Annotated in this window: 12 protein-coding genes, 1 tRNA gene and 1 rRNA gene; 8 read left to right on the forward strand and 6 right to left on the reverse strand. The window is 57.2% G+C overall.

What is annotated here, in order from left to right:
- Positions 1 to 7: 7 nt before the first annotated feature.
- From ACN0WX_RS14905 to ACN0WX_RS14915, 3 genes are all read right to left on the reverse strand, one after another.
- Positions 8 to 856, reverse strand: a complete 849-nt coding sequence (locus ACN0WX_RS14905) for an isocitrate lyase/PEP mutase family protein (RefSeq protein ID WP_417623132.1) — start codon at positions 854 to 856, stop codon at positions 8 to 10.
- A gap of 3 nt (positions 857 to 859) precedes the next feature.
- Entirely contained in the window at positions 860 to 1,453 is a 594-nt protein-coding gene (locus tag ACN0WX_RS14910; protein WP_417623133.1) for a cysteine hydrolase family protein, read from the reverse strand.
- 91 nt (positions 1,454 to 1,544) lie between these two features.
- Entirely contained in the window at positions 1,545 to 3,815 is a 2,271-nt protein-coding gene (locus tag ACN0WX_RS14915) for a TonB-dependent receptor (protein ID WP_417623134.1), read from the reverse strand.
- Between the two features lie 136 nt (positions 3,816 to 3,951).
- On the opposite strand from ACN0WX_RS14915, the gene tcuA reads away from it, so the two are divergent.
- Complete coding sequence (gene tcuA, locus ACN0WX_RS14920; RefSeq protein WP_417623135.1) at positions 3,952 to 5,409, forward strand: FAD-dependent tricarballylate dehydrogenase TcuA; 1,458 nt, start codon at positions 3,952 to 3,954, stop codon at positions 5,407 to 5,409.
- On the opposite strand, the gene ACN0WX_RS14925 is transcribed toward tcuA, so the two are convergent.
- Positions 5,406 to 6,308: a LysR family transcriptional regulator gene (locus tag ACN0WX_RS14925; RefSeq protein WP_417623136.1), complete on the reverse strand. Its 903-nt coding sequence runs from the start codon at positions 6,306 to 6,308 to the stop codon at positions 5,406 to 5,408. The two genes, tcuA and ACN0WX_RS14925, sit on opposite strands and share 4 nt — an antisense overlap.
- A 125-nt stretch (positions 6,309 to 6,433) precedes the next feature.
- Here ACN0WX_RS14925 and ACN0WX_RS14930 point away from each other — a divergent pair, with 125 nt between their 5' ends.
- From ACN0WX_RS14930 to ACN0WX_RS14960, 7 genes are read left to right on the forward strand one after another with little or no spacing between them, the layout of a single operon-like run.
- Positions 6,434 to 7,333: a VOC family protein gene (locus ACN0WX_RS14930; RefSeq protein ID WP_417623137.1), complete on the forward strand. Its 900-nt coding sequence runs from the start codon at positions 6,434 to 6,436 to the stop codon at positions 7,331 to 7,333.
- Between the two features lies 1 nt (position 7,334).
- Complete coding sequence (locus tag ACN0WX_RS14935) at positions 7,335 to 7,907, forward strand: flavin reductase family protein (protein ID WP_417623138.1); 573 nt, start codon at positions 7,335 to 7,337, stop codon at positions 7,905 to 7,907.
- A 10-nt stretch (positions 7,908 to 7,917) separates the two neighbouring features.
- A complete protein-coding gene (locus ACN0WX_RS14940) occupies positions 7,918 to 9,120 on the forward strand; it encodes an acyl-CoA dehydrogenase family protein (protein ID WP_417623139.1) in 1,203 nt (400 codons plus the stop codon).
- 3 nt (positions 9,121 to 9,123) lie between these two features.
- Positions 9,124 to 9,924, forward strand: coding sequence for an aspartate/glutamate racemase family protein (locus ACN0WX_RS14945; RefSeq protein ID WP_417623140.1), 801 nt, complete (start codon positions 9,124 to 9,126; stop codon positions 9,922 to 9,924).
- Positions 9,921 to 11,270 carry a flavocytochrome c gene (locus ACN0WX_RS14950; RefSeq protein ID WP_417623141.1) on the forward strand — a complete coding sequence of 450 codons (1,350 nt, stop codon included), beginning with the start codon at positions 9,921 to 9,923 and terminating at the stop codon, positions 11,268 to 11,270. The genes ACN0WX_RS14945 and ACN0WX_RS14950 overlap by 4 nt, the downstream gene beginning before the upstream one ends.
- Positions 11,267 to 12,016: a hypothetical protein gene (locus ACN0WX_RS14955; RefSeq protein ID WP_417623142.1), complete on the forward strand. Its 750-nt coding sequence runs from the start codon at positions 11,267 to 11,269 to the stop codon at positions 12,014 to 12,016. Before ACN0WX_RS14950 ends, ACN0WX_RS14955 begins: the two co-directional genes overlap by 4 nt.
- The gene (locus tag ACN0WX_RS14960; protein WP_417623143.1) at positions 12,013 to 12,759 is read left to right on the forward strand and encodes an electron transfer flavoprotein subunit alpha/FixB family protein; all 747 of its coding nucleotides are present in this window, start codon (positions 12,013 to 12,015) and stop codon (positions 12,757 to 12,759) included. The genes ACN0WX_RS14955 and ACN0WX_RS14960 overlap by 4 nt, the downstream gene beginning before the upstream one ends.
- 140 nt (positions 12,760 to 12,899) lie before the next feature.
- On the opposite strand, the gene ACN0WX_RS14965 is transcribed toward ACN0WX_RS14960, so the two are convergent.
- Positions 12,900 to 12,976 (reverse strand) — tRNA-Met (locus ACN0WX_RS14965).
- A gap of 132 nt (positions 12,977 to 13,108) precedes the next feature.
- A 5S ribosomal RNA gene (gene rrf / locus ACN0WX_RS14970) occupies positions 13,109 to 13,223 on the reverse strand.
- Positions 13,224 to 13,268: the final 45 nt, after the last annotated feature.

The raw sequence follows: 13,268 nt of genomic DNA on the forward strand, positions 1-13,268 counted from the left end.
GGGTTGCTCACTCCGCTTTGAAGCGCTGCTCGAGCGCGTCCCACTTGCCTTTGGCTACGGTGGCCTGGCGTTCATCGAATGATGCAAGCCGATCATGGACCGCATTGAGCGAGCCGGTAGCCTTAAGCGAGGCGAGTACATCGGATGATGCCCGAACGGCAGCCTGCAGCGCAGCATTGGCGTAGAGCACGATGCCGAAGCCCATGTCCGCCAATTCGCTTTGCGTGAGTGCAGGCGTCTTGCCGCCGTGGACGATGTTCGCGACCTGCGGAACGCCGAGCGCCGCAATCCGTCGCATCTGGTCCGCATCGCGTGGCGCTTCGACAAAGGTCATGTCCGCTCCCGCTTCGATGAAGGCTTCCGCCCGTTCGAGTGCCGAGTCCAGACCCTCCATCGCGAGCGCATCGGTGCGCGCGATGATCAACGTGTCCTTCGTTCGCGCGTCCGTGGCAGCCTTGATCTTGGGGAGCATCTCGCTGAGCGGGACGACGCCCTTGCCATTGAAATGTCCGCAACGCTTGGGAAAGACTTGATCTTCAAGCTGGATTGCACAGGCACCGGCGCGTTCCAGAACTTTCATCGTCCGCCAAGTATTGACCGCATTGCCAAAGCCTGTGTCCGCATCGACTATGAGCGGCAAGGTTACGGCATCCGCGATGCGGGAAACGGTCTGAGCGATGTCATCCAGCGTAGTGAGACCGATATCGGGTGCCCCCAACGCCATATTGGCGATTCCAGCTCCTGTGATATAAATGCACTCAAACCCCTGATCTTCGATGATCCGGGCGAACAAGGCATTTGCTGCTCCGGGAGCTAATACAGCCTGACGCCGTGCGACAATCTCCCGCAACGTCATTGCTTATTCCTCGCCGGCCGACGCCACAAAGTCAGCAGTTGTGCTGACGGTGCCCACGGCAGATGCAATCATTGCAATGAAATGGTCGTGCAGTGCGGGATTGGGTGCAGCGCAAATATCCTCGATCACCACCGGCGCAAAACCAGCGTCATCGGCGAAGCGTGCCGCGCTTTCCACGACGAGATGCGTGGCGACGCCGCCCATATAAAGGCGCTTGATGCCGTTCTGCATTAGCCAGGTCATCAGTCCGGTGTTGAAAAATGGATTGACGCACTGTTTGGTAATGACCAGCTCGCCGTCGAGCGGCGCAACCATTGGGTGAAACTCGGTTCCGAACTCGCCAACGATCGCCGCGCGGTTGTTCTTCAAGCCCTCAATCCGGGCGGCGACGCTCAAACAATCGACATAATCGGGGCGGAAGCCAAGCCGGACATGAACCACTGCCATGCCTGCTTTGCGCGCAGAATCAAGGCAATGTTTCGCATTTACCAAAACGCCACGATCCTCGACTATCTTGGCGAGGCCGTGCGCGCCTACCTTGCCTTTGGGATCGACCATTTCATTTTGCAGATCAAGCAATAACAGGGCAGATTTCATTCTGGGGACTCCGATTGTTCAATGTCTCTCCCGTGACTCATGGCCAGACCGGGAGAAGAGATGGATTTAAAAATGAGGCGATCCTGACGGATCAGTAACGGAATGACAGGGTAGCGCCGTATGTCGCGGGTTTACCGGCAAACCGCGCAGACACGTCCGCGATCCGGTAAGCGTTGGTCCAGTAATATTTGTCCGTGATGTTGCGGCCCCAGATGCTCAGTTTCCAACGATCATCGTCCGAACCCACCCCAGCACGAAGGTCGAGCAATGTGTAGCCGTCAATGTTCAGGATAGCATATTCGCCAAGCCCGCCATTGGTCTTGCTACGCATTGTGGCATTTGCGCCCAGGAAACCGTTGACATTGCCCCACACGGGAAACTCGTAATCTGCAGCGAGCGAACCCTGCCATTTTGGCGTGTTAGGATAGGCTTCACCCTCGAAATTGCGTGAGACGCCGAACGGATCGATATTGGTGAAATCGCCGATACGAGTGTGAACATATGTCAAGCCACCATTGAGAGTTAGCCCCTCGACCGGGCGAAGGATCAGTTGAAGCTCAGCACCCTTGATCTTTGACTTGGGAATATTGACGAGCCTGTTCAGCGTGCCGAAAGGAGCAACATTGTCGCTACCGAGCACTTGTTTATCCGCATAATCATAATAGAAGACCGCGCCGTTAATCTGCACCGCACGGCTGGGCGAAAGCTTGAACCCCACTTCATAGGCGGTCAGCTTTTCCTGCGTCGCCGGATCATATTGGAATGCAAGCGCGGCAGGGATCAAAGGGAATGCGCCAATCTTGAAACCGCGGCTGACATTGGCATAGACCAGCGTATCCGAATTCGGCGTGAAATCGAGTCCGATGCGCCAAGATAGATTGTCTTCCTCGAGCGTGTTGAAGGTAGGGGCCCCTGCGCCGGTCGCGTTGAACTGCGTGCACTGAGGATTACCGGGAATGCCAAGGATGGGGGCAAGTGCGCCGTTTGCCGAGTTTCCTGTGCAGCCTACAAACTTGTCACGCGTTTCCGTATAACGAAGCCCGGCGTGCGCCGTGATCTGATCGTTGAAGGCGAAATCGACGTTCGCAAAGGCCGCCAGATTGCGGATTTTCTGCGAGGACGAAATGTCGATCGCATCGGGGATGGGGGCGCCGAAGAAGAGGTTGAACGCGCGAAAACCACTGCCGCTGGATGAGGTTAGCGTTTGCGTTTCAAGAACCTTGTTTTTCTCATAATTGCCACCGATGATCCAGCGGCTGCCTTCGCCAAATTCGCCTGACAAACGGATTTCCTGAAACAGCGCCTTGATCGATCCACGGTCGATGGTATCCACAATTTGCAGGTTGGTCGCATCTGGATCCACCCGGTCATTTTGCTTGTAATGCGCATAAGACGTCAGCGAGGTCAGCGTCACGGCGTCGCCAATTTCATAATCGAAGCGTGCAATTGCCTGTGCTTGACGGTCGTCGCGCTTGGGCTGCAGCGACGCGGTCCAATCTGCCTCACGCGCACCGGAAGCCAACGGAAAGGCGAACAGCTGGGCATCAACGGCGGGAGAAACAAGCGGATTGACCTGGATCAGCTGCGCCGCCTGTACGTCTGATTTGTCCCAGAATGCGCTGACACCTAATTTGGCGGTTAGGCGCTCGCCGGCTTGAATATCGAACTGCAACCGCATTTGCGTAAAATTGCGTTTGCCGAGTTCGTCGTTGCGGGTGGTACTTCGCTGCCAGTTGCCGGAGCCTTCGTGGCGAGCAGCAAGGCGGACACCGACATTGTCGCCGAGCGGACCGGAGACAAAGCCGCCAAGCTCCCAGGCGTTAAAGCGGCCATATCCGGCATCGATACCGCCTTCAAAACTGCTGGTAGGACGTGCGGCAATGTAGTTCACGGCTCCACCGGTCGAGTTCGAACCAAACAACAAGCCTTGCGGACCTTTCAGTACTTCGACACGTTCAAGATCAAAGCTCGCACCGCGTGACATTGCTGAAAAAGGCAGCGGAGCTTCGTCCTGATAGACGGTGACCGTCGGGGTCGAGGCAATATCATAATTGTAAAAGCCGACACCGCGCAGCGAGTAGACCGGAGTACTGTAAGCCGATTGCGTGAAAGTGAAGCCGGGCACAATCTTACCTAGATCATCCGCGCTTCTGATACCGGCTGCGACCAGATCATCACCTGACGCCGCTGTAATCGACATAGGTACATCATTGACTGATTCGGCGCGCTTCGTTGCGGTCACAATAATCACGCCGCTGTCGGCAACCTCATCAGACTCCTGGGCATATGCTGTGCCTGAAGCAGCAAGTACGGCTGCCACCGTGAAAGCGGATGCGGTTGCGAGATGGCGCATTGATTTCATGAGTTTGTCACTCCCCTACCTAAGATTGCCGCCAAACGACGGCCAGTTATTTTTCTATTGACGGAACTGCTAAATCATAGGCATCATCGAGAAAAGCGATATTTTTTGATAGTCTCTATTGATATAGGTGATACCAATGAACAAAAGTCGACATGTTTTGGTGGTAGGCGCGGGTAATGCCGCGCTGTGTGCAGCGATCTCTGCTGCTGAAAATGGGGCGCGTGTGACCATGTTGGAACGTGCGCCTGCTGGCGCACGCGGAGGAAACTCCGCCTTTACCGGTGGATGTTTCCGCACGGTTTATGATGGAGTTGAAGATATCAAAAAGCTTGTCCCGGACCTGACCGAGGAAGAGCGATTATCGAGCGACTTTGGCCACTACGATGCCGAAAAGTTCTACCTCGATCTGTGCGAACTCAGCGGCTACCGCGCTGATCCTGTTCTGATCGATCTGCTGGTCGAACAAAGCCTGCCCACCCTCTTGTGGATGAGCGATCAGGGTGTGCGCTTCCTGCCTGCTTATGGCCGCCAGTCGTTCAAGGTGGACGGGCGCAACATCTTCTGGGGCGGGCTCACAATTGAGACAGCGGGCGGCGGGATCGGGTTGGTCGACGCGTTGTTCCGCCGGGCTGAAGCGCTCGGTGTGGAGGTCCACTATGATCACAAGGTTGAACGGCTCCTAGGTGACCGGCATCATGTGCGCGGGGTTGTGGTCAACGGAGACGAGCTTCTCGCCGACGCCGTTATCCTCGCCGCCGGGGGCTTTCACGCCAATACCGAATGGCGCGTGCGTTATCTCGGTCAAGGCTGGGATCTCGCCAAGGTGCGCGGCTCACGCTATAATACCGGCAATGTCATCCAGGCTGCGCTCGACATCGGTGCGCGGTCACATGGCAACTGGTCGGGCTGTCACAGCGTGTTCTTCGATGCAGGCGCGGACGATTTCGGCAACATCGCCATACTCAACCAACAGAAGAATTATTTCACGCTGGGCATCGTCGTCAATCGCGACGGCCAGCGTTTCTTCGATGAAGGCAGCGATTTCCGCAACTATACCTACTCAAAAATGGGCGCGGCGATCCTGAAGCAGCCGGGCGGAACGGGCTGGCAGATTTTCGACGCACAATCGACTACGATTCTCCCAGATGAATATCGGGTGCCGCGAGCCGCCCGCTTCGAGGCCGAAACCCTCGAAGCGTTGGCGGCGAAGCTGGAGGGAATCGATACGGAAGCCTTCCTCAAAACTGTGGCGGACTTCAACTTAGCCATCGATGAGGCCGCCCCGTTCAACCCAGCCGTCAAGGATGGGCGCCGAACCAGCGGCCTTGCCAATGACAAGAGCAACTGGGCGCGCGCGATCAGCGAACCGCCCTTCGTCGCCTACCAGGTGACCTGCGGCATCACCCTCACCTACGGCGGCCTTGCCATTGACGAACAGGCGTGTGTGCAGAATGAAGAGGGCGAACCTATGGGTGGGCTGTACGCAGCGGGCGAACTGGTCGGCGGGCTCTATTATGATCGCTACCCAGGCGGCGCCGGTTTAACCAGCGGCTCTGTATTCGGACGCATCGCAGGCGCAAATGCAGCAAGCTAAATGAGCGCAATATCAACCAGCGTCTGCCTTAGCCACGTCAACGCAATATCCTTCCCCTGATCGGGGCGCCACATTGCCGCAATCTCCAGTTCCGGAGTGGGCAGCGGGACGTCGATCCATTTGAGGTTCCATTCGCCGGTCAGTGATTCGGCAAGGCGTTTGGGGAGGATCGCGACGGCATCGCTCGATGAGACAATGCGGGCGAAAATGAGGTAGTTCCCCATCGTTAGGCGCAAATTGGTGTGTTTGTCCAGATCGTCCCACAACATCATCTCGTGATTGAAGATGACGCGGGGCAAGGCGGAATAGCCGATATGCGGCAGCGCCAGAAATTCGTCCGATGAGATGTTTGCATGGAGCGCGTCATTGTCTTTCGCGGCGATACATACATAGCTATCCCGATAGAGGACCTGCTTGTCCATGCCCTCCGTACGCAGCGCGTTTGCGGGGATAATGAACATGTCGATATCGGGCCGGGTGGAGCGGTTGATAAATTGAGGGCGCATGTCGACGAAATCGAACGACAACTGCGGTGCTTCGGCCATCGCGCGTTCAAACAGCCTTGCGCCGAACAGCGCCGCGAAATAGTCCGCCGTCGCGATCACAATCCGCCGCTCGACCGTTTCAACTTTGCCGAACGACTTGGTGAGAACCGTGCGAACCCCATTGAGCAGTTGCGCGACGTCGGGCATGATCTGTTCTGCGAGCGGGGTCGGCACCATCTCACTGCCCGACCAGGTAAAAAGCTCATCGTCGAGCGCAAGGCGGAGCCGGTTGAGCGCGGCGCTAACGGTCGACTGGGCCAGGTTTAACGTCTTTGCTGCATTTGAGACGTTTCGCGTCGTCCAGATCGCTTCCATCGTGGTCAGCAGGTTTACATCAAAGTCCCTTAGCTGCATTGTTCGCGCTCCCTATCATCTTTCATGATAGTGCGTATCCAAATATATCGTTTTATGCAATAGACAGGACTCAGCTAGCACACTCAAAGGAAATCGCGACTCAATGTGCGATCGGAGAGTGATGAATGGCCGAACTGCAGAATCTTGCCTATGTCGTTGTTGCAGCGAGCGATCTGGATGAATGGAGAGACTATGCGCGCGGCGTGATCGGGCTGGGAACGGTTGATACGGACGCTGGCGATCTGGGCCTACGGATGGACGATCATCCCTGGCGGTTGCTGATTGAGCCGGGCGTGGACGACGACCTAACCCATGCGGGATGGGACTTAGGTTCCGATGCCGACCTCAATGACTATGTTGCAGCGCTCCGCGCAAAGGGACAGGATGTAAGGGAATTATCCGCCGACCTTGCGGCCAAACGCCATGTCAGTCGCCTTTTCAGTCTCGTCGACCCGAACGGCTTTGCCCACGAATTCTTCGTAAGTCGGACTGACGTGCAACAGGATGGTGGCGCGCTCTCTCCCATTCTGCGTGGTCCGGGATTTCAAACAGGCGACTTGGGAATTGGTCATATTCTTCCTGTGTCAAAAAATTATGAAGAGGGCGTACGTTGGTATCAGGACGTACTCGGCCTGCGTTATAGCGACCGCATCCGGCAGGAAATGGCACCAGGCATCTACGCCGATGCGACCTTCTTTCACAGCGCGACAGGGCGTCATCACTCGCTGGCAACAGGAACGTTCCCTTCGGCCAAGCGGCTTAATCACCTCATGCTCGAATATCGAGACATGAATGATGTAGGCTTAGCCTATGAACGCGCCAAGAAGGCCGGAATTCCGATCGTGCTCGAACTGGGACATCACCCCAACGACCAGATGTTTAGCTTCTACATGCGCACGCCTTCGGGTTTTGGCATCGAACTTGGCTATGGTGGCGTGGTCATCGAAGAAGATACTTGGGAGCCCCAGCTATATGATGTGATGTCGGACTGGGGCCACGCTCGCAATATGACCATGGTCGACTGAGATGTCCGGAGACTTGGCTGTCACTGGTGCCGAAAGCACTCCGCCGCAACATGCGTTGCCGCAAACGCCCGATCTCTTTCGGCAGGGGATGCGGCGTTTGGCCGGAGGGTGTACCATCATAACGTCTGTCGCGCCGGGACAGGGGCGAGAAGGCTGGACGGGAATGACTGCTACAGCCGTTGTATCGGTAACCGCTGATCCAGCCCGCCTGCTGGTTTGCATCAACCGTTCGACATGGGCCCACGGCATTGTCAGCCAGTCACGAATTCTCGGCGTGAATGTCCTTGGCGAGGATGCCTTGCCGTTGGCCAAGCGATTTGCCGGCGGCGTGCGTCCGGAAGAAAAATTCACTGAAGGGAACTGGCTGACCACCACCTCTGGAGCTCCATTGCTTGCCAGCGCTTTGGCGAGTTTTGATTGCCTGGTCAGCGAAAGCATTGAGGCGAGTACGCATGACATCTTCATCTGTGATGTGCTCGGCGTGCTGCTGCGCGAGCCAGGGGGAGATCCGCTGATCTATTTCGATGGATCGTTCCTTCCAGAACGCTCGCCCCACCAGAACCGAGAACAATAGGAGACTTTTCATGCAACCTGCAGTACTTGAAAGAACAAATATCCAAATACCGACCAGCGACGAGCTGGTTGCACGTGCCGCAGCGATGGTGCCTGGCCTTCGGGATCGTGCAGACGAGATTGAAAAGGCCCGACAGGTGCCGAACGACGTAGTGCAGATGTTCAAAGATGCGGGCTTCTTCCGCATCCTTCAGCCAAAAGCTTTTGGCGGATGGGAAATGAATCCGATCGTGTTCATGCGCGTACTCGGTGAACTCGGCCGGGGATGTTGCGCAAGCGCCTGGATCATGATGATCCTGGGCGTGCACAATTGGGAATTCGGGCTGATGGAAGCGCGCGCCGGCGAAGATGTATGGGGTGAGGACGATGAAACGATCATTGCCTCGTCCTATCCCCCAGTGGGCGACATAACCAAGGTCGAAGGTGGTTGGCGGATAAAGGGCCGCTGGCCAACGTCGAGTGGTAGCGATCACGGAAAATGGGCATTCATCGGTGCACTCGAAAAGAACGAAAAAGGTATTCCCGTCGACCGCCATGCGTTGCTCGTGAAGCGCGAAGACTATGAGATCATCGATGACTGGTTCACCTTCGGTCTGTCGGGCACGGGATCGAAGAGCCTGCTGATCAAGGATGCTTTCGTCCCCGATCACCGTGCGCATTCGATGATCGACTACAAGCTTGACGACCGGCCCGTGAACTATCTGTTTCCGTTTGCGATGGTGTTTTACTCGTCGGTGTCGTCCGTCATCATCGGCTTCGCGCAGGGCGCAATCGACGTCTTCATCGAGCAGATGCAGGTCCGGGTCGACAATGGCTCCGGTGCCGCCACGCGGCTCAGCCCCTATGTCAAGGACCGGCTAGCCAATGCAGTGGCCAAGGTCCGCGCCTGCCGTGCGCGGATGGAGCATATGATGGCACATTGCACCGCTATCGTGGAACGCCGTGAACTCGTTTCCAACGACGACCGCATTCACTACATGCTCGACATGGCCCGGATCGGCCGCGAGTGCGAAGAAGCTGCGCTCACCATCTACAAGTGCACCGGCGCTCGTGGCGTGTATTCTTCCAATCCGATCCAACGCTATCTGCGCGATACACTGGTTGCGGCAAACCACATCACCCAGGACGCCGACAATAATGCAGGAGCATTGGGCGGCTATCTGCTGAGCGGCGAGCTTCCTCCGATGCTTTACGAAAAGCCGAAACTGGTCTGATCCATGGCGATCCGTATCTGGCACCAGAGCTTCACCGTCCTCAGTGACCTTGAAGCGTATGACTCGGCCTTGAAGGAGCATTTCCGGCGCGTAGCGCGGCAGGACACGATCATCGACATGCACGGCATGCGGGAAGGCACGTATCGGACCAATTATCCGGGCGATGACATTAAGCATGTCGGCTTCCAGTTCCTGCACTCGATCCAGTTCATGCAAGGCGCATTGCTCGCTGAACGACAGGGCTATGATGCCTATGCTCTGAGCACCCTGCCCGAGCCAGGGCTGCGCGAGATCCGGGCGCTGATTGACATTCCAGTGGTTGGATATGGTGAATGTGCAGCACGTGCTGCCGGCAGGAACGGTCGCAAGTTCGGGGCGCTAGTGTTCATCCCGGAACTGGCTGAATTGTATAGCGACAATATCCAACGTCATGGACTGGGCGGCCAGATTGTCGGAGCGCGCGATGTCGGCTTCCGTTTCACAGATGTGCTAGCCGCTTTCGACCGTCCCGGGCCGCTGATCGACCAATTCCGCGACGCTGCGCGCCGACTGATCGCGGCCGGTGCACAGGCGATCGTGCCCGGAGAAGCTCCGCTCAACGTGTTGCTGGCGATGAACGGGGTAACAGAGGTCGACGGGACCGAGATCATCGATTCGCTTGGCGCGTGGGTACGAACTGCCGAAGCGGAGGTTGAGCTCCGTCGAACGGGTAGGGTCGAGGTAGGTGCCGGCTATTTCGGTGTCATTCCCGATCCTGTGCGCCGTGACGAAATTCTCGCCTTTTATGGGCTGAAACCGACATGAGTGACGTGATTGTAATTGGCGGCGGGGCAGCGGGATGGGCTGCGGCACTTGCCGCGGTGCAGGGAGGCGCCAGCGTGTTGCTGCTTGAAAAACTCCCCGATTCCGGTGGATCTTCAGCGCTAAGCGGCGGCTGTCTTGCTCTCGCCGGAACTGATCTTCAGGCGGTAGAAGGCGTCGCCGACGGCCCGGACCTGCTATTTAAGGATTTGTGTGAGGTGGGCCAACATGTCAACGACGCTACATTGGCCCGGACCTATTGTGACGCCCAGCTGGCGACCTATGATTGGCTTAAAAAGGCTGGAGTCAGTTTCAGCCCAGTGATCGAAACCGCTTCCGGTCAGTCTGTCCCCCGTGTTCACAGTGTCGATCCAGCAGATCTGGTGCGCGCGCTCAAGGCGATGGCCGAGCAGAGCGGTCGGGTTGTTTATCGGCCGAATGCTGCAGTTAAGAATCTGCTCTCCGCTCCCGAGGGGCCAGTGACCGGGGTACGACTAGAGAGTGGACAGGAACTGCTCGCGGATAAATCCGTTATCATCGCGAGTGGCGGCTTTGCCAAGAATCCCGAAATGCTCAACCAATATGCCCCGCAATATGCCGAAGCTGTATTTGTCGCGGGTGCGGGATCGCAGGGTGACGGTTTGCGCATGGCAACCGCCGTCGGCGCTGATCTTCGCGACATGAACTATGTCAAGGGCACGTTCGGCAAACACCCCACCGACGAAACCAACGATCACACGCTGCAAGCGGTTTACAAGGGCGCAATCGCGGTCAATCAGGATGGACAGCGGTTTGTCGATGAAAGCATTTCCTACAAGCTGCTCGGTGATGCCGTCATGGCCCAGCCCTGGCATACCGGCTACCAGATCATGGACCAAGGCATCTTCGATACTGGCGATGACCGCGTTCGCATTCTCGATTTTGGAAGGCGCCTTGAGGAAGGACTTTTCTATGTCGGCGACACGCTGGAAGAATTAGCGACGCAAATCGAGATTAATGCTGACACGCTCGTAGCGACAGTCGCGCGGTACAATGGCTATGTCGAGGCCGGAAACGATCCCGATTTCGGCCGAAAACACCTTGTCCATCAGCATGGCGTGCTTCAGAAGATCCAGACACCACCATTTTATGCCTATCCGTCGACCGCGGTGGTCTTTGGCACCTATTGCGGACTGCGCATTGACACCTATGCCCATGTGCTGCGCGCCGACGGATCGCGCATCGATGGGTTGTTTGCGGCTGGCGAAGTCACCGGCGGCTTTCATGGTGCCGCCTATATGACTGGTTCGGCATTGGGCAAGGCGGTAGTGTTCGGCAAGATCGCTGGCGAAGCCGCCGCCGCATCATGAAGATCACCGTCCTGTTGGCGGGGGTTCTCGACCCCAAATGGCCGGTTGCCCCCGATGATAATGGGCTACCCGTTCGGCCGGCTGGTCAATTGGCACTAAGCCCATTTGACGAGGCCGCGCTGGAGATTGCTTTGAAAATTCGGGACAAAGCCTCAGACACGGAAATCAGGGCCATCGTCGGCGGCGGCGAAGAAGCGATCAAGATCGCCCGCACGGTCTGTGCGCTCAATGTCCCCGATGTCGTTACGATCGCCCATTTGACGTTGTGGGACCAAGCAGCTGTGGCGCGCGAGCTTGCCCAGTGCTGCCTTGGCAGTGACCTTGTCCTGATCGGCCGCGAATATGGCGATTGCGACGACGGCCTTGTCCCCTCGATGCTGGCGCGGTTATTGGGCTATGACTATTTTGGCAGGGTGCAGGCTCTTGATACAGGCGAGCCACCAAAGCTGCTGCGCGAGAATGGTGCTTTCGTGGAACAGCTCTTGCTTGACCGGCCCGTGGTCGCCAGCGTCACCAATGATCGCCGTTCGCGCCTGCGCAAACCGCTAATGAAAAACGTGATGATTGCACGGCAGGCACAGGTCGGGACAGTTGGTGCTGTTGCAGCCCAAGGCGATACTCTCAAGCTGGCTGGAGTGAGCCAAATGGCCGGTTCGCGTTCAGCCATCGAATGTACGATCATCGAAGGCACGCTTGAACAGCAGGCCGAACTGCTGGCCGCACTGCTGCTGGATGATGCTGCATGATCGGCTGGCAGGTTTTGTGCGTGACAGCGCTTGGGCCCGAGCCGACCGCGATTCCGCCGCTGTCCGGTCCGACCGTGCTGGTCTTTCCCGCAGATGCGACCGGCGATGCGCTGGCTGGCGCAACAGCGGTAGTCTGCGGGGCCGAAGTGCTGGGTCGGATCACGCACTTGTCCGTCGTCGGCGATAGGGTGGAGGCGAGCCGGTCTTCACATGGTGGGCGCATTACAATTAGAGTAAGCAGCACCAAAAACCTTGTTATCGCAACTGCCAACACCATGCCTGCATGCGACGGCGAAATCACTCTGGGCGCTGCATCTCCGCTTACTCTGGAACGAGAGGTAATTGTCGACCAGGCAATTGCGCTGGAAGGCGCGCCGATCGTCCTGGCGGGAGGGCGCGGACTCGATGAGGCGAGTTTCGCTCAACTTGAGAAACTTGCTGTGCTGGTCAAGGGAGCGGTGGGGGCGAGCCTTCCGGCAATTGATCTAGGCCTTGCATCGGTATCGCGGCAGGTCGGGCAGTCGGGCAAGTTTGTTACGCCGCGTATTTACTTGGCTGCGGGGCTTTCGGGCACGCCGCAGCACTTGGCGGGGATCGGTGTTGCCACCAGACTGCTGGCGATCAACTCCGATGCCGAGGCGAGCATCTTCCGGTATAGCGAAAGCGGGGTTGTGGGCGATGCCCGGATCATCCTGCCGAAATTGGTCACGGCGGTTGAACGAAAGCTAGCCCAATGCAGTTAGACGGTCTTCTTGGCGAATGATATTACTCAGAAATGCGCTTCTCTGCGCCCCCGTCTGCTTGCTATATGCTTACAGTTAGAACGCAAAAAGCCCCACTGGTAACAGCGAGGCTTGTAATGCTTTGAATATATTGGGCTTGTTGGTTGCGGGAGTAGGATTTGAACCTACGACCTTCAGGTTATGAGCCTGACGAGCTACCGGACTGCTCCATCCCGCGCCACCAAATTGGAAAGCCGGTGCGGCTCATCCAAAAATGAAAAAGCGGCCGGCCCGTTGCCGGACAGGCCGCTTTTTGAAAAAGTGAATGGGTTATTTCCTCGTGACTACATCTTCATGCGCCTGCTGCAATGCCTGGCGACGTCCTACTCTTCCATGCCTTAAGACAAAGTACCATCGGCGCAACCTGGTTTCACGGCCGAGTTCGAGATGGGATCGGGTGGGGCACAGGCGCTATGGCCACCAAGCAATGAAGCAAGCGCATAAGCTGTAATCACGGGTCTTTTAATCGA

This window comes from Parasphingorhabdus sp. (assembly GCF_048269915.1).
Classification (GTDB): domain Bacteria; phylum Pseudomonadota; class Alphaproteobacteria; order Sphingomonadales; family Sphingomonadaceae; genus Parasphingorhabdus.

Coding starts and splice junctions, on each gene's coding strand:
- ACN0WX_RS14905 (WP_417623132.1), bottom strand. CDS start 856: ATGACGTTGCGGGAGATTGTCGCACGGCGTCAGGCTGTATTAGCTCCC.
- ACN0WX_RS14910 (WP_417623133.1), bottom strand. CDS start 1,453: ATGAAATCTGCCCTGTTATTGCTTGATCTGCAAAATGAAATGGTCGAT.
- ACN0WX_RS14915 (WP_417623134.1), bottom strand. CDS start 3,815: ATGAAATCAATGCGCCATCTCGCAACCGCATCCGCTTTCACGGTGGCA.
- tcuA (WP_417623135.1), top strand. CDS start 3,952: ATGAACAAAAGTCGACATGTTTTGGTGGTAGGCGCGGGTAATGCCGCG.
- ACN0WX_RS14925 (WP_417623136.1), bottom strand. CDS start 6,308: ATGCAGCTAAGGGACTTTGATGTAAACCTGCTGACCACGATGGAAGCG.
- ACN0WX_RS14930 (WP_417623137.1), top strand. CDS start 6,434: ATGGCCGAACTGCAGAATCTTGCCTATGTCGTTGTTGCAGCGAGCGAT.
- ACN0WX_RS14935 (WP_417623138.1), top strand. CDS start 7,335: ATGTCCGGAGACTTGGCTGTCACTGGTGCCGAAAGCACTCCGCCGCAA.
- ACN0WX_RS14940 (WP_417623139.1), top strand. CDS start 7,918: ATGCAACCTGCAGTACTTGAAAGAACAAATATCCAAATACCGACCAGC.
- ACN0WX_RS14945 (WP_417623140.1), top strand. CDS start 9,124: ATGGCGATCCGTATCTGGCACCAGAGCTTCACCGTCCTCAGTGACCTT.
- ACN0WX_RS14950 (WP_417623141.1), top strand. CDS start 9,921: ATGAGTGACGTGATTGTAATTGGCGGCGGGGCAGCGGGATGGGCTGCG.
- ACN0WX_RS14955 (WP_417623142.1), top strand. CDS start 11,267: ATGAAGATCACCGTCCTGTTGGCGGGGGTTCTCGACCCCAAATGGCCG.
- ACN0WX_RS14960 (WP_417623143.1), top strand. CDS start 12,013: ATGATCGGCTGGCAGGTTTTGTGCGTGACAGCGCTTGGGCCCGAGCCG.